At 48.3% G+C, this 15,738-nt stretch carries 17 protein-coding genes and 1 riboswitch; of the genes, 16 read left to right on the top strand and 1 reads right to left on the bottom strand.

The features are described from left to right. From scpB to NSS95_RS08325, 12 genes are all read left to right on the top strand, one after another. On the top strand, window positions 1-603 hold the full coding sequence (scpB, locus tag NSS95_RS08380) for an SMC-Scp complex subunit ScpB (protein ID WP_014098117.1): 603 nt from the start codon (window positions 1-3) through the stop codon (window positions 601-603). Continuing rightward, entirely contained in the window at window positions 569-1,849 is a 1,281-nt protein-coding gene (locus tag NSS95_RS08375) for a D-alanyl-D-alanine carboxypeptidase family protein (protein WP_080666377.1), read from the top strand. The genes scpB and NSS95_RS08375 overlap by 35 nt, the downstream gene beginning before the upstream one ends. Continuing rightward, window positions 1,842-2,432, top strand: a complete 591-nt coding sequence (locus NSS95_RS08370; RefSeq protein ID WP_013859547.1) for a nucleoside recognition domain-containing protein — start codon at window positions 1,842-1,844, stop codon at window positions 2,430-2,432. The genes NSS95_RS08375 and NSS95_RS08370 overlap by 8 nt, the downstream gene beginning before the upstream one ends. Further along, on the top strand, window positions 2,432-2,965 hold the full coding sequence (locus NSS95_RS08365) for a spore maturation protein (protein ID WP_014098120.1): 534 nt from the start codon (window positions 2,432-2,434) through the stop codon (window positions 2,963-2,965). Before NSS95_RS08370 ends, NSS95_RS08365 begins: the two co-directional genes overlap by 1 nt. Window positions 2,966-3,096: 131 nt before the next feature. Beyond that, complete coding sequence (locus NSS95_RS08360; protein WP_014098121.1) at window positions 3,097-3,834, top strand: pseudouridine synthase; 738 nt, start codon at window positions 3,097-3,099, stop codon at window positions 3,832-3,834. A gap of 117 nt (window positions 3,835-3,951) precedes the next feature. Next, a complete protein-coding gene (resA, locus tag NSS95_RS08355; RefSeq protein WP_014098122.1) occupies window positions 3,952-4,491 on the top strand; it encodes a thiol-disulfide oxidoreductase ResA in 540 nt (179 codons plus the stop codon). A gap of 15 nt (window positions 4,492-4,506) precedes the next feature. Then, window positions 4,507-6,147, top strand: a complete 1,641-nt coding sequence (gene resB, locus NSS95_RS08350) for a cytochrome c biogenesis protein ResB (RefSeq protein ID WP_046720878.1) — start codon at window positions 4,507-4,509, stop codon at window positions 6,145-6,147. A gap of 43 nt (window positions 6,148-6,190) precedes the next feature. Next, window positions 6,191-7,390, top strand: a complete 1,200-nt coding sequence (ccsB, locus tag NSS95_RS08345; RefSeq protein WP_026104515.1) for a c-type cytochrome biogenesis protein CcsB — start codon at window positions 6,191-6,193, stop codon at window positions 7,388-7,390. 150 nt (window positions 7,391-7,540) lie between these two features. Next, entirely contained in the window at window positions 7,541-8,257 is a 717-nt protein-coding gene (locus NSS95_RS08340) for a response regulator transcription factor (protein WP_014098125.1), read from the top strand. Next, a complete protein-coding gene (locus NSS95_RS08335; RefSeq protein WP_014098126.1) occupies window positions 8,254-10,023 on the top strand; it encodes an ATP-binding protein in 1,770 nt (589 codons plus the stop codon). The genes NSS95_RS08340 and NSS95_RS08335 overlap by 4 nt, the downstream gene beginning before the upstream one ends. A 107-nt stretch (window positions 10,024-10,130) precedes the next feature. Continuing rightward, entirely contained in the window at window positions 10,131-10,847 is a 717-nt protein-coding gene (locus NSS95_RS08330; protein ID WP_014098127.1) for a peptidoglycan DD-metalloendopeptidase family protein, read from the top strand. Window positions 10,848-10,917: 70 nt separating this feature from the next. Then, window positions 10,918-11,053: riboswitch (FMN riboswitch) on the top strand. 147 nt (window positions 11,054-11,200) lie between these two features. Further along, window positions 11,201-11,779 (top strand): ECF transporter S component, encoded by a 579-nt coding sequence (locus NSS95_RS08325; protein WP_014098128.1) that lies wholly within the window; start codon window positions 11,201-11,203, stop codon window positions 11,777-11,779. Window positions 11,780-11,809: 30 nt separating this feature from the next. Here the strand turns inward: NSS95_RS08325 and NSS95_RS08320 are convergent, their stop codons facing one another. Beyond that, entirely contained in the window at window positions 11,810-12,058 is a 249-nt protein-coding gene (locus NSS95_RS08320; protein WP_014098129.1) for a ferredoxin, read from the bottom strand. A 265-nt stretch (window positions 12,059-12,323) separates the two neighbouring features. Here NSS95_RS08320 and NSS95_RS08315 point away from each other — a divergent pair, with 265 nt between their 5' ends. Genes NSS95_RS08315 through NSS95_RS08300 form a run of 4 tightly spaced genes read left to right on the top strand, consistent with a single transcriptional unit; the run spans window position 12,324 to window position 15,671 of the window. Further along, a complete protein-coding gene (locus NSS95_RS08315; RefSeq protein WP_061565207.1) occupies window positions 12,324-13,400 on the top strand; it encodes a helix-turn-helix domain-containing protein in 1,077 nt (358 codons plus the stop codon). Beyond that, window positions 13,372-14,856 (top strand): RecQ family ATP-dependent DNA helicase, encoded by a 1,485-nt coding sequence (locus tag NSS95_RS08310; protein ID WP_014098131.1) that lies wholly within the window; start codon window positions 13,372-13,374, stop codon window positions 14,854-14,856. The genes NSS95_RS08315 and NSS95_RS08310 overlap by 29 nt, the downstream gene beginning before the upstream one ends. Continuing rightward, the gene (locus NSS95_RS08305) at window positions 14,829-15,407 is read left to right on the top strand and encodes a CPBP family intramembrane glutamic endopeptidase (protein ID WP_014098132.1); all 579 of its coding nucleotides are present in this window, start codon (window positions 14,829-14,831) and stop codon (window positions 15,405-15,407) included. The genes NSS95_RS08310 and NSS95_RS08305 overlap by 28 nt, the downstream gene beginning before the upstream one ends. Before the next feature lie 24 nt (window positions 15,408-15,431). Then, entirely contained in the window at window positions 15,432-15,671 is a 240-nt protein-coding gene (locus tag NSS95_RS08300) for a hypothetical protein (protein WP_014098133.1), read from the top strand. Window positions 15,672-15,738: the final 67 nt, after the last annotated feature.

Below are 15,738 nucleotides of genomic sequence, written 5' to 3'. Positions count from 1 at the left end.
ATGGAAATCGTCCATTGGAAAGGCATCCTCGAAAGCCTGTTGTTTGTTGCAGGGGACGAGGGGCTTTCCCTGAAGCAAATTTCCCATGTAATGGAAATTGAAGAGTTTGAAGCAGTTGAAATTTTAAAGCGTTTAAAAGAACAATATGAAAACGACCCGGATCGCGGCATTACGCTCATTGAACTGGCCGGCACGTACCAGTTGGCAACCAAAAAAGAGCATGCGCCGTATTTAAAAAAACTGGTCGAATCCCCGAATACGAATACATTATCGCAGGCGGCACTTGAAACACTGGCGATCATCTCCTATAAACAGCCGATTACAAGAATTGAAATCGAAGAAATCCGCGGTGTGAAAACAGAAAGGCCGCTGCAGACGCTGATGGCAAAAGGGCTCATCCAGGAAGTCGGCAGGCAGGAAGGCGCCGGGCGGGCAATCCTTTACGGTACGACCAAAGAATTTCTTGACCATTTCGGGCTGAAAAGTTTAAAAGAACTGCCGCCGTTTCCCGAACAGCCGGAAGACGAATTTTCGCAGGAAGAAGCAGATCTGTTTTTTGAAAAATTCCATGAAGAAAAAGGCGAAAACGGATTTTCGCCGTGAAGAAAGCTTGCCCAAATTGGTGCAGGCTTTTTTCGTCTCACACATATTCCGGTTATTTCTTCCTGTTCCGTGCATAAACTTGTACAAAACACGGTTTGGAAAAGCTGAAAAAAGGAGCTTCTTTATGAAACGGTACTTCCTATATGCGGCGCTTGCAGTGCTTGTTTTTTCGGCCCTTCCGCCCGGAGCGGCTGCTGCTGATACGCCGTCTGTGCAGGCAAAAAGCGCGATATTAATGGACCAGGATACAGGGCGGATTTTGTACGAAAAAGATGCATATGAACCGAGAAGCATTGCCTCGATTACGAAAATCATGACGGCGCTAGTGGCCATTGAATCGGGAAAAATGGACAAGGAGGCTGTCGTTTCGAACCGCGCCGTACGTACCGAGGGGTCATCATTGTATTTGAAACCGGGAGACAAATGGAAAATGAAGGATCTTGTTTACGGGCTCATGCTCCGGTCGGGAAATGACGCCGCCAATGTCATTGCCGAAAATGTCGGGGGCAGCATAGAAGGCTTTGTTTTTATGATGAACGAAAAAGCGAAGGAGATCGGCATGCATGACACCCATTTTGCCAACCCGAACGGCCTTGAAGACCCGGGTGGCCGCCATTATTCGACCGCTTACGATATGGCGCTGTTAATGAAATACGCGATGCAAAATAAAGAGTTCCGGAAAATTACCGGCACGAAATTTTACAAAGGCTGGCGGAACAAAAACCGGCTGCTGACTGAAAAGTACCGGTACTGTACGGGCGGGAAAACCGGTTATACGAAAGCGGCCAGACGGACACTTGTGACAACGGCGGCAAAAGGCGGCGAAAATCTCATCGCCGTTACCCTGAACGATTCGGATGACTGGGATGACCATATTGCGATGTATGAGTACGGCTTCAGCCAGTATGACAGGAAACGGATTGTGGAAGAGGGGCCGGTTGCCGCCGTCCGCACGAAATATTTGAAACAGCATGTTTATGTGAAACGGGATATCACCTACCCGCTTAAAGCCGGAGAAGAAGACGCCGTAAAAGTCGAATACCGGATCAAAAAGCCTGAAAATTCGTGGAAAGACCCGGAAAAAGTGCCGGAGACCGTCGGAAGGGCGATTGTTTATTTAAACGAAAAGGTGATCGCGAGCACGCCTATTTATTATCAGAAAACGCCGGTTAAAGAGAAAGAAACATGGCTTGAACAGTTCAAAGAGACATTTTGGATCCAATTGGGGCTGAAAAACAATGGTTAATTATATTTGGATCGGCATGGCCGTGATCGGGCTCGTTTTTGCGGCGGTAAATGGCAAGATGCAGGCGGTGAACGAGGCGATTTTTACATCCGCGCGCGATGCGGTCTCGATCAGCATCGGCCTGATCAGCGTTCTTGTTTTCTGGCTCGGGATGATGAAGATTGCGGAAGTTTCAGGCCTCCTTTCAAAACTTTCCCGCCTGTTCCGGCCGGTGATAAAAAAATTGTTTCCGGATGTGCCGGACAACCATCCGGCACTCGGCTACATCCTCTCCAATATGATTGCCAATATGTTTGGGCTCGGAAATGCCGCCACTCCGCTCGGCATTAAAGCGATGGAGCAGCTGCACGAACTGAACGGAAGGAAACCGGAAGCAAGCCGTTCAATGATCACGTTCCTTGCTTTAAACACATCCGGGCTCACACTTATTCCGGCAACGGTGATTGCTATCCGCCTGAATGCAGGTTCCGCGCATCCGACCGAGATTGTGGCGCCGACCTGCATCGCCACTTTTGCAACGACCATTGCCGCCATTTGCATTGACCGCTATTTTTACCACCGGCGGACGAAACGGAGGAAGTGATGTTTTTGAAATGGATCTCACTGATTTCAATTTGGCTGATTCCGGCAATGGTCGGATTTATCCTACTTTACAGCGCATGGAAAAAAGTGCCGGCTTACGAAACATTTGTGGAAGGCGGCAAAGAAGGCATTAAAATCGCCTTTTCCATCATTCCTTTTTTAGTTGGCATGCTTGTCTCGATCACAATTTTCAGGGCCTCAGGGGCGCTCGATTTTTTTGTCGGATTTTTAAAACCGGCCCTGCATTTGCTCGGTATCCCATCTGAAGTCGTGCCGCTTGCTTTGATCCGGCCGGTTTCCGGCAATGCCGCTCTTGCCCTGATGGCGGATCTGATCAAAACATACGGGCCGGACTCGCTCATCGGGAGAATGGCATCCGTCATCCAGGGCAGCACGGACACCACCCTTTATGTTGTAACCGTTTATTTCGGGGCAGTCGGCATCCGGAAAATGGGGGACGCCTTAAAAGTCGGGCTGCTCGCCGATCTGTTCGGGATTATAATTGCGATTTTCATGGTGCTGTTGTTATTCTGACGCGGTAAAAGAAAAAACGGTTTCTCCGTCATTTCAGGGTGCTTGTTTCGCTCGTCCGGCTTTGCATTTTATTTACGTTATGCCATAATGCTTAAAGGATAGTTTAAGCAAAACAGATTGAGGTGTAACGGATGGAACGTTTGCAAAAAGTGATCGCACAGGCCGGTGTCACATCCCGGAGAAAAGCGGAACAGCTGATACTGGAAGGGAAAGTAAAAGTGAACGGGGAGACAGTCAGAACGCTGGGGACAAAAGTGTCCCAGTCGGATAAAATTGAAGTGGAAGGTATTCCGCTTGAGCGTGAAGAAAAAGTATATTACCTTTTTTATAAACCAAGAGGGGTGATTTCCGCTGTCAGCGATGACAAAGGGAGAAAAACGGTAAGCGATTATTTCCGCGATGCAGGTGCAAGGGTTTATCCGGTCGGCCGGCTCGACTACGACACGTCGGGCCTTTTAGTAGTCACCAATGACGGTGAATTTGCAAACCTTCTGATGCATCCGCGTTTTGAAATCGACAAAACGTATATTGCAAGGCTTTCCGGCATTCCATCCAGGCAGGAATTAAAGCAGCTGGAAAAAGGGATCCGGCTAAAGGACGGCATGACTGCGCCTGCCAGGGCAAAACTGTTGTCCATGGACAAACGAAAAAAGAAAGCGATCGTCCAGCTTACGATCCATGAAGGCAGAAACAGGCAAGTGAGGCGCATGTTCGAACATCTCGGCTACCCGGTTGAAAAACTGCGGCGCGAAGCATACGGCATGCTGACATTAAAAGGATTAAACGCGGGCGAAAAAAGGGAGCTCACCCCGCACGAAGTCAAGACGTTAAGATCCCTTGCCGAAAACGGCGACGCCTCCCGTAAATAAAAGCGCAAGTTAAGGGGCTTATTTTGTTCACAAAAACTTCAAAAAACAGCGAAAAAGGACAGAAAAATGTTATAATGTATGAGAGTTGTGTGACACTTTTGGACAGGGGGAGGAGCAATGTCACAAACGAAACAGAAACGTCTCATTTTCCGCGCCGCGATTCTCGCTGTTTTGATATTGGCTGTCGGTTACACACTGTATGCAAATGCGACGAAGGAGTCGCGGGGAGCGCTTGCAGCGGGGGATAAGGCCCCTGATTTTATCCTGAAAGATTTGAATGGGAAAACGTACCGGTTATCTGATTATAAAGGGAAAGGTGTCCTTTTGAATTTTTGGGGGACATGGTGTGAGCCGTGCAAGAAAGAAATGCCTTATATGAATGAACTCTATTCATCCTATAAACCAAAAGGCGTGGAAATTCTTGCCGTCCACGTAAAAAATACGCGCTTTCTTGTGGACGAATTCGTGAAACAGTATGGGCTAACGTTCCCGGTGCTGATTGATAAAAACGGCGATGTTCAGCATGCGTATCACATCGACCCCCTTCCGACAACCTTTTTGATCGGGCCGGACGGGAAAGTCAAAAAAGTGATCATTGGAAACCAAAACCTCTCCAAAAAAGACATTCAGGACATGATGGATATGATCAAACCATAACCGAGGAGAGAGACAATGAAGGATATAAAATGTGAGTGCGGACATGTGAATCCTCCCGGGACCGTTTTGTGCGAGTCGTGTGGGAAAGCGCTGACAGCAGAAGCGGAGGCGGCAGTTCTCCATGATATGCGGTATGAAGGGAGCGCGCGCAGGTCGCAAGTGTATAAAAAAACGCCGGTGGATAAAATCTGGAATTTTTTTTCGTCCGTAAAAACCGGCGTCTGGCTGATTGTCCTGACGTTAATTGCGTCAGCACTCGGCACTGTGCTGCCCCAGGCCGACTATATCCCTTCCAATGTCGACCCGTCCGAGTATTACGAGAATCAGTACGGCTGGTTCGGCAAGCTCTGGTATACGCTCGGATTTGATAACCTTTACAATTCCTGGTGGTATCTGCTTTTCATCGCCCTGATCGGCGTTTCGCTCGTCATTTGCAGCCTTGACCGCTTTATCCCGCTGCGCCGCGCCCTCTTAAACCAGAAAGCAGCGCGCCATGAAGGGTTTCTGAAGCGGCAGCGCCTGTACGTGAAAAAGGAAGGGTCCATCGATGACGCCGCTTATACACAGGTCAAACACCGGCTTGAAGCGAAACATTATAAAATCCGCGAAGAAGGCGGGAACTTATTTGCCGAGAAAAATCGGTTTTCCCGCTGGGGGCCGTACGTCAACCATATCGGATTGATCATCTTTCTTTGCGGCTCTATGCTCCGCTTTGTTCCCGGCATGTATGTCGATGAACTGGTCTGGGTGAGGGAAGGAGAAAAAGCGGTGCTCCCCGGCACAAACGGGCAGTATGTGCTCCTGAACAAGCAATTCAAGCTGCAAGTTTACAGCAAAAAAGACAATCAAAATTTTGAATCGGCACTGAATAGGGTCGGCAATGTTGCGAAAAATTTCGAGACGGATGCCGTGCTTTACAAGCAGGGGAAAAAGCGCGTTTTAGGGGAAGACGCCCCGCTTAAAAAAGTGAAATTCTACCGCATCCAGGTCAATAAACCTTTGAAATTCGGACATTACGCCGTGTATCAAATGGATTACAAGCTGGATGAATTCCAGGCGATGTCTTTTGCTTTTGAGAAGAAGTCGAATAAAAAAATATACGGCAAACTTAAAATTGACCTGTACCATCCAAAGGCGGAGTACCCGCTCGGAAAAGGCTATAAAGTCAAGCTGCTCGGCTACTATCCTTCGTTTACGGGGTTTGCCAAAAACGGGGAGCCGCAAACGGATTCGTATATTCCAAACAATCCTGCTTTTCTTTTCAGCTTAATTTCGCCGGAGCATCCGAAAGGGGAAAAAAGCTTTGTTGCCATCCGTCAGACTGTGGAACCGCTCGGAAAAAATGACTACAAGCTGGCTTTTGCCGGGCTTGAAACGCGGAATGTTTCTGCTTTGGCCGTAAGAAAAGACGAGACGCTCTGGGTACTGGCCGTTGGGGGCGCGATCTTTATGATCGGGGTCATTCAGGGGGCGTACTGGAATCACCGCCGTTTCTGGCTGAAGCGGGAGAAAGGCGCCGTGCTTTTGGCAGCCCATACAAATAAAAACTGGTACGGGCTAAAAAGGGAGCTGGAATGGGTGCTCAGCGCATCCGGCATGCCGGCGCTTGTTGACAGAAAAGAACGGAAGAATCCGCAACAGGCCCATACGGCTTAAACAGACAGGAGCAATCGGATGAGGAGGGGGAAAATTGGAAAATCTGGTCGAAACGAGCAGCCGGTTGTTGTTCGCCGCATTTCTTTTGTATTTAATCGGCACTTTACTGTTTGGCGGCGCGATCCGCACACCGAAAAAGGGACAGGGAAGCACTGGGCCGCAAAAAACGAAGTGGGGAAATTTTGCGATCTTCGCAACGGTTGCGGGGTTTATTTGCCAGGCCGGTTATTTTATTACAAGGTGGATCGCATCCGGGCATGCCCCTGTAAGTAATTTATTTGAATTCACTACTTTTTTTGGTATGATGCTTGTTGGAGCCTTTATGGTCATTTATTTTCTTTACAGGAGTGCGGTGCTCGGGCTGTTTGCTTTGCCGGTTGCACTTCTTTTGATTGCCTATGCAAGCATGTTCCCGAAAGACATCAATCCGCTCGTGCCGTCTCTCAGGAGCTACTGGCTGCAGATTCATGTGACAACGGCGGCCGCCGGGGAGGCCATTCTTGCTGTCAGTTTTGCTGCCGGGCTGATTTACCTTGTGAAAAGCACTGATCAGCAAAAATCAAACCGGCAGACTTTCTGGCTGGAATTTGTTATGCTTTGTTTAATCTGCATCGCCGGTTTTATTGTCGCAAAATCCGCTTTCGGCTTGTTTCATTACAAAGCGGATTTCAGCTGGATTGACCGTAACGGGGCAAAAAACACGGGGGAAAATGCCCTCGTCTACCATATGCCGGCTGTTATCGGGCCGCATGGCGGGGAACTTTTAACAGCTGGGAGAATGACGCCGTGGTTTTATGTGCCGGCCTTTATCAATGCCGTCAAACTGAACACGGTGCTCTGGTCTGTTTTGAGCGGCATCATTCTTTACGTGCTGGTCCGGTTGGCGGCCAGAAAGCGGATCGGCGCGCTGTTAAAACCGCTCACCAAAAATATAAATGCGGATTTAATGGATGAGATCGGCTACCGTTCGGTATTGATCGGGTTTCCGGTGTTTACGCTCGGCGCGTTAATCTTTGCGATGATCTGGGCACAAATTGCCTGGAGCAAATTTTGGAGCTGGGACCCGAAAGAAGTGTGGGCACTGGTTACGTGGCTGTTTTATGCCGCTTTTCTCCATTTGCGCATGTCAAAAGGCTGGCAAGGTGAAAAATCCGCCTGGCTGGCCGTCATTGGCTTTGCCATTATTCTGTTTAACCTGATTGCAGTAAATCTTGTCATTGCTGGGCTGCATTCGTATGCCTGATTTTGTAAGCTTTTGAATCCTCCGCATCCCCGGGAGCCCCACCCGGGGATGCGGGCGGCTTGCATGGCCTCGGGAAGCCCGCAAGGATTTTACCGGCTGGATGAATCTTGCTCGCAGCAGGCGGCTGATATTGACTGAGGAGGAATAGCAATGGATGAGGATGTAAAAATTTTAGTGGTTGATGATGAAGAAAGGATCCGGCGCCTGTTACGAATGTATTTGGAAAGGGAAAATTACACGATAGATGAAGCGGAAGACGGCGATACCGCTTTGAAAATGGCGCTTGAAAAAGACTACAGCTGCATTTTGCTCGATATTATGATGCCGGGCAAAGACGGCATTGAAGTGTGCCAGGAATTGCACGAAAAGAAAATGACGCCCGTGATCATGCTGACGGCTAAAGGCGAAGAAGCCAACAGGGTGGAAGGATTTGAAGTTGGCGCGGATGATTATATTGTAAAACCTTTCAGCCCGCGCGAAGTGGTACTACGGGTGAAAGCCCTGCTTCGCCGGTCGTTGCAAACGGGTTTCTTAAACGCGGATACAAAAGCAAAAGACATTGTCGTTTTCCCGCATATTACCATTGACAATGATGCTCACCGCGTCACAGCGGACGGAAAGGAAGTCAATCTGACCCCGAAAGAGTATGAGCTGCTTTATTTTCTCGCCAAATCTCCGGATAAAGTGTTTGACCGCGAACAGCTTTTAAAAGAAGTATGGCATTATGAATTTTTCGGTGATCTCCGTACGGTGGATACGCATGTCAAACGCTTGCGGGAAAAATTGAATAAAGTGAGCGAAAACGCGGCTAAAATGATCGTTACCGTCTGGGGCGTCGGGTATAAATTTGAGGTTGCGCCGGAATGAGAATTTGGCGGACGGTTGTCGGGAAACTGTGGATGACCATTCTACTGATGGTTGCCTGCGTTCTGCTCATCCTGACGGTACTGTTGCTCAAGTTTTTTGAAGAATACCATATCAATCAGATTGAGCAGGATTTGTCTAATACGGCGCAAAAAATCTCGAGGATTATGGAGGAGCACCCAAGCGGAAAGATCGGGAAAGAAATTGCCCTCGGCGTTCTGGACCAAAACGAGAAAGTCATGATCGTTTACCGCAAAAATGATATCTTTTATCCATCCGGTTCCAAATCATACAAAGGGATCCCGTACGCGTCGATTTTAAAGGACAAGCAGCTGTCCCAAGTGTTTAGCGAAAAGAAGAAAGTGAGCAAAGAGTTAACCCCTTCTGGCGGGTCTTCCCGCAATAAGTACCATCATGTGATTGTGACGGCCGTCCCGCTTCATGTGAAGGGGGAAGAACCGGGCGCGGTATTTGTTTACCAGTCATTGGAAGTGCTTCAGGAAATGACGCGGCAAACGACAAAAATCATTTTGCTCGGTGCAGGCATTGCCATTATTTTAACGACCGGCTTTGCTTTCTTCCTTTCAAAAAGGATTGGCGGGCCATTGCATAAAATGCGGGAAGCGGCTTTTGAAGTGGCAAAAGGGCGTTTTGACAAAAAGGTGCCGATTTTAACCCGTGATGAAATCGGGGAACTGGCGACCGCTTTTAATACGATGGGGCGACAGCTTAAATTTAATATGGACGCCTTAAAGCAGGAAAAAGAGCAGCTGCGGAATATTTTAAGCAGCATGGCCGACGGTGTTTTGACCTTTAACCGGGACGGTGCCATTTTAATCATGAACCCGCCGGCTGAGATGTTTCTTCAAAACTGGTATCATAACCAGGCTGCAAAAGACGCCCCGCTTCCTGAAGGGTTGTCCGCATTGCTTGCGAAAGTGGTCGAAACGGAGAAAGAACAGACGGATGAAATTGAAATCAACGGTCGGTACTATGTTATGATTGCAAGCCCGCTTTATAATTTGTCCCGGATCCGCGGCGTTGTCACCATTATCCGCGATATGACGGAAGAACGGAAGCTGGACAAGCTGCGCGATGATTTTATCGCAAACGTTTCGCACGAATTGCGGACGCCGGTTGCCATGTTGCAGGGATACAGCGAAGCGATCATTGATGATATTGCGGCAAGTGAAGAAGAAAAGAAAGAATTTGCCAAAATCATTTACGATGAAACGCTAAGGATCGGCCGGCTTGTCAATGAGCTGCTCGATCTGGCAAGAATGGAAGCGGGGCATTTTTCGTTCAGAATGGAGCCGGTCTCATTTAACAGTTTCATTGAAAGAGTGACACATAAATTTAACGGCATCGCGAAAGAAAAAGGAATCGACCTCGTTTGCGAGACTTCGGACAGCGATCTCACCCTTGAAATCGATGCCGACAGAATTGAACAGGTGCTGACGAATTTAATTGATAACGCCCTCCGGCATACTTCCTCGAACGGTTACGTCAAAGTAAAAGAGGAAGAAGCACCCGGCGGCGTATATGTACACGTCGAAGACAACGGATCCGGTATACCGGATGAGGATTTGCCGTTTGTATTTGAACGCTTTTACAAAGCGGATAAAGCAAGGACGCGCGGCAAATCGGGAACAGGGCTGGGCCTTGCGATTGCTAAAAACATTGTCGAAGGGCATGGTGGCCGGATCTTTGTCAAAAGCAAATTAGGGGAAGGGACCACCTTTTCATTTTTCCTTCCAAAAAAAGGCTGACCTCTGCGCCGGGTCTGCCTTTTTTGTATATTTTCCCGTTTTTTGCGCATCTTAGAAGATGGCTTTGCTTGAAACGGAATTGAAAAAATGAAAATGGGGTGGATCAATTGCCGGCATACATCAAAATATGCCTTTTCGTTTCATTGACAGCTGCATGCCTGGGGTTTGCCTGTTCGGCAAATGACGTAGCCGCATCCGGGTCGGTTATCCATGAAGCGACAAAAGACTGGATTTTTCCGGCGGCAGGGACGATCTCCGACACATTTAACACAAGATACGGCACACATAAAGGGCTTGATATTGCCGGAAGATACCGCGCAAAAGTATTCAGCGCCCAAGAAGGTACCGTTACCCGTTCCTATCTGTCCGCATCCTACGGCCATGTTGTTTTTATCCGCCATCCGTCCGGTTATGAAACGGTTTACGCCCATCTTGCCGGAAGGGCAGTGAGAGCGGGGCAGCATGTTGAAAAAGGAAAGGTGGTCGGCTATATGGGTTCGACCGGCCATTCAACTGGTATCCATCTTCATTTTGAAGTGCATAACGGGCCATGGACGCCGGATAAGAAAAACGCCATTGACCCGTTTTTGATCTTCGGACCAGGCGCGCCGGGCCAGACGGTTTCCGCCAAGACCCATGATCCTTACGGGGTTTTTGCTGCTTCCACCGTCCCTCAGCCTGCAGCTTACACTGTGAAAAAAGGCGACACGCTCTGGAACATTGCCCTCCATTTTCATACGAGCGTGGGAAGGCTGAAAAGCTGGAACAAATTGCGGTCGGACCGAATTATGGCCGGCCAGGTGCTGAAAATAAAAAATGAATGAAAGTGATGCGGAATGCTTCACAAAATGGCAGCCGGCATGTATAATAAGCTTGTAATCAAAATTTCATACGATTTATCTTCGGGGCTGGGTGAGATTCCCGACCGGCGGTGATAAGGCAGTTGCCTTTCAGTCCGCGAGCCGGATTTCCGGCAGGATTTGGTGAAATTCCAAAACCGACAGTATAGTCTGGATGGGAGAAGATAAAGGTTGCCAGTGTTTAATGACGTATTAAACGCTTATTTGGACTCGCCTATTACAAAGCCCCCGACATTTTGTCAGGGGCTTTTCATTTTGGTCCGCGGCACCTTTCTTCCTTTGATGATAAATCGGTCACAAGGAGAGAGGAAGTTTAAATGAAGAAATGGGATGTAAAGCAATTCGTTGCGGTCGCGTTGCTCAGTGCTCTGGCTTTTATGCTGATGTTTATTAAATTTCCGGTTCCGCCTTTTCCATCGTTTTTAACAGTGGACTTCAGCGACATTCCGGTATTGGTGGCAGCCCTTCTTTACGGGCCGATGGCTTCTGTTGTAGCGGAACTAATCAAAAATATCCTGAATTATTTATCACTCGGCAGTGAAGCAGGGGTACCGATCGGGAATGTGGCAAACTTTTTTGCAGGGATGCTGTTCGTCCTGCCGACATATCTCATTTACAAACGGATGCGGACAAAAAAAGGCATGACTGTAGGTCTAGTCACTGGCACGGTATCCATGTCGGTATGTATGAGCATTTTAAATTATTTCGTCATTTTACCGGCTTATCTGTACTTCATGAACTTTTCGGTCGGGAATGTAAAAGCGTATATTGTGGCGGGCGTGCTGCCTTTTAATCTTGTGAAAGGCCTCATCGTGACGGCTTTGTTTATGCTCATGTTTACAAAAATGAAAAATTGGATTGACAAAGCATCCGCCATTGGGGGGAAAAGAATATGAAAAAAAGCAGGCTCAAACGGCCTGCTTTTTTCATTCGTATTTTAACGGATCGCCATCAAAAGGCTTGTCGGAAACTTTAATCGATTCTGTCGGGCATCCTTCAAAGGCATCCATCAGGTCATCTTCCAATATTTCCGGGACTTCCGCAGTGCCTTTATTATCATCCAAAATCACGAAAGAAAGCCCTTCATCGTCATAGTCGAAAATATCAGGAGCGCTGGCGGAACAAGCGCCGCAAGCGATGCATGTATCTTTGTCCACGATTGTAAACTTTGCCATTTTGATTCCTCCTCGTTGTTCAATCATGGCAGAAAAGAAAAACAGGCAGCCTCGTCATGTGCACGAAGGCATGCCGGTGTTTCTCCTTCATTTTAAAACTCTTTTTTTCTTATTTCAATAGCGGGCTGGCGGAGTTCGTGAAACCTGTCGAATCAATGAAAAAAATGGTAAACAAATCGCCTGTTTCCATGTTAAAATAGAACCAACCCCCGATTTTTCCTTGCACTTCCCCCTTTTTTCAGCTAAAGAACAGGAGAGGATTCAGATGCCTTTTTTACAGGCTGTATTGCTGGATTGCTTCAGCAACCTGAATGGAGAACGCACCCCTTATGCTGTTTTTCATCTATTAAACGGCAAAAAATCAGCACAGACGATCCAGGATTCCCATTTTTTCAAGATTGGCAGGCTCTTTCAAACGTTTCCATTTATTTCCCGTGAGGCTTTCACACGCGAAGTAGAGGCCCTATTAAAAGCCGGGTTGCTGCAAAAAAGCGGCCCGGATGCCTGCGTGGTCACAGAAAAAGGTGCTGCCCTGCTTTTGGCAACCGGCAGGATGGAAGAACGGTTTCCTTACCTGGACGGCTTGAAATACCAGGATTCGGCAAATCTGTTTTGGAAAAGGTTGAATCTCATTACCCAGGCCGTATCCAACTTAGTGTATGGAAATAAAGTATATTATCCGGTTCAAAGGGACCCGGCTCTTCAGGCTTGGGCAAAAAACTGGCTGAAACAGCATGCAAAAAGCAGGATTGCGTTAGCGGAGCATTTGTACCGTGAATTTTACCGTCTGTTTTCCGGCAGCCCGCCGGAAAAGCCTGAAATTTTTGTCCTTCGGTTGACGGGTGCGGGCCGGATCGGATATACGATCACGCAGGCTGCCTCCGCCCTGCACCTTGATCCTGTAGAGTACTGGTACCGGTTTTTGCATTTGCTTCATTTTATCGTCCGGCGCATCCTCGGAGATCCTGAAACATTCCGGTATTTATACCAAATGCTTCACGATGTGCAAAAGGCCTTGCCACTGACCCGGTCTGCCGCGGTGACATTTGGCTTCTTGAAGCAAGGGAAAACGATTGCGGAAATCAGCACGCTGAGAGGGTTAAAACAAAGCACGATTGAAGACCATTTGATTGAAATCGCGTTAACGGTCCCGGATTTTCCGCTGAACCGGTATGTGCCAAAGGATGAAGAACAAAAGATCATCCGGGCAGCCGCTGATTTAAATACAAAGAAATTAAAACCGATTAAAGAAAAAGTAGGGGACATCCCGTATTTCCATATTCGCCTTGTATTGGCAGAAAGGATGGGCCGCAGTGGATCTTTTAAGCTTTTTGAAAAGTAAGTTCGGGTTCAGCGCATTCCGGCCAGGGCAGGAAGAAGTCATCCGTTCACTGCTGGACGGTAAAGATACACTGGCGATGCTTGCGACCGGTACCGGAAAATCTTTATGCTACCAGTTGCCTGCCTATTTGCTGGACGGATCCTGCATCATTGTTTCTCCGCTTTTATCGCTCATGCAGGACCAGACAGAGCAGATGAAAATGCGCGGCGAAAAAAGTGTGGTTGCGTTAAATTCGTTTTTAACCGGTCCGGAGCGGGAAGCGGCCCTTGCGCATCTGGGCGCTTTCAAATTCATCTTTGTCTCGCCGGAGATGCTGCACAACCGCCATGTCCTCGGAAAATTAAAAACCATCCGGACTGCGCTCTTTGCAGTCGATGAAGCGCATTGTATTTCCCAGTGGGGTCATGATTTCAGGCCGGAATACTTAAACCTTGGCGAAGTCCGGAAACAATTGGGCACACCGCTTACCCTAGCTCTGACCGCCACAGCAACAGAACAGGTGAGGGACGATATTTGCAAGTATCTTGGCTTAAAAGACCCAAACCGGTTTATTTATTCTGTCAACAGGCCCAATATCGCCATTAAAATAGACCGGATTCCTTCATACCGCGAAAAAGAGGAAAAACTAGTTGCCTATGCGAAAAACTTGCAGAAGCCCGGCATCATCTATTTTTCAAGCAAAAAGGCGGCTGAGGAAATGGCGGCGCGGTTAAGGCAGGAGGGGATCGCCGAAGCGGCCGCCTATCACAGCGGCATTGACCAGGAGCAAAGAATTTTGATCCAGCAGCAGTTTATTTACGGACAGATCAAGATCATTTGTGCGACAAGCGCGTTTGGCATGGGGGTGAACAAAGCAGATATCCGCTTTGTCATCCATTTTCACCTGCCGTTGCAGATGGAAGCCTATCTGCAGGAAATCGGTAGAGCCGGGCGGGACGGGCTCCCGAGCATTGCCGTCCTTTTGTATACGGAAGGGGATGAACGGCTCCCGCTTCAGCTGATCGAGGCTGAGCTTCCGACTGATGCACAATTGGCCGCTTTCAGCAGATGGAAAGGAGATTTGAAGGAAGCCGGGGCGGCGCTTGGATGCACGGAACCGCAACTCCGGTTTCTGCTGCACCATAGAGTGCTTAACCTGCCGGAAGAAGCATGGACCCGGGAGGTTGCAGCCATCCGGGACGAGCGGATGGCGTACAAGCGCCGGAAGTTAAAGGAAATGGTGCAGATGGTCCGGTCTTCGTCATGCCGCCGCTCGGAAATTTTACGGTATTTCGGTGAACCGCCCGCTGCTGGCAATGAAGCGTGCTGTGACATTTGCGGCCTTGAAACAGCCTTATATGAAAGCAATCAAAAAAGCGGGGGCACCCTCGAAACCGTTCCTGCATGGGAATTGCTTTTGCAGGACCTATTCAGAAAAGGGGAACAAAAATGGCACGAAGAAAACAGGCGGATTTGATCAAGGAACTCACAGACCGGGAACTTACTTTTCACTTAATTTTGACACAGCTGATTCTCCTGTTTGCTGCCGCTTTGCTCGGATTTCTGTTATTTCCGGATGGCAAAGCATTTTTTCAGCACTTTCATATGTCATTTGCGAAATGTGCATACGGTTTATTAAACGGAGTTGCTGTCGTTTTTGCGGATACTTTGCTCATGAAATGGCTCCCGAAAGCGTATTATGATGACGGGGGCGTGAATGAGCGGATTTTTAAAACCCGTTCGGTTCCGTCTATTATTGCTTTAACGGCGCTGATCGCGGTGGCGGAAGAGCTCTTGTTTCGGGGCGCCATCCAGACGCATTTTGGATTGCCGGCAGCAAGCCTTATTTTTGCACTCATGCATATCCGGTATTTTGACCACTGGTATTTAATCGCGAATGTTCTGCTTTTGAGTTTTTGGATTGGTGCCGTTTATGCGCTTTCTCATGAAAATCTTCCGGCGGTCATCATCATGCATTTTACAATCGATTGTTTACTAGGTATCCGCATCAAAAAACAGGGGATTTAGTCCGGATGTGGGGAAGGGGAAGCCATGTCAGACGAAAAATATATCATTGAAATGGAAAAACGGCGGCAAAAGCTTGAACCGGCCGGCAAAGCAAAGGAAAAAACGGAGAAACAAACGGCGGCGGCCGTTTCGCGGGCAGAAAAGCGGAAAAGTACCGAAAAGGAATCCCGCTCCCGGTTGCCGCTTGTGAACCTATTGGCTGTCATTTTTATTTTAGTGCCAATTGCCGTTTACATCTGTTATACTTTTTTGTTTTTCAGATAGATGCCCGTCCCGCGATAAATGGTGCCACAAGAAGGGGGGATCTGCCGGCGAAATTTCAGGACAGGGC

Origin of the sequence: Weizmannia sp. FSL K6-3076 (assembly GCF_038007245.1) — a bacterium.
Taxonomy (GTDB): Bacteria; Bacillota; Bacilli; order Bacillales; family Bacillaceae_C; genus Weizmannia; species Weizmannia faecalis.
Note: the sequence above shows the minus strand (reverse complement) of the source record. Positions and strands in the feature narration are given on the sequence as shown.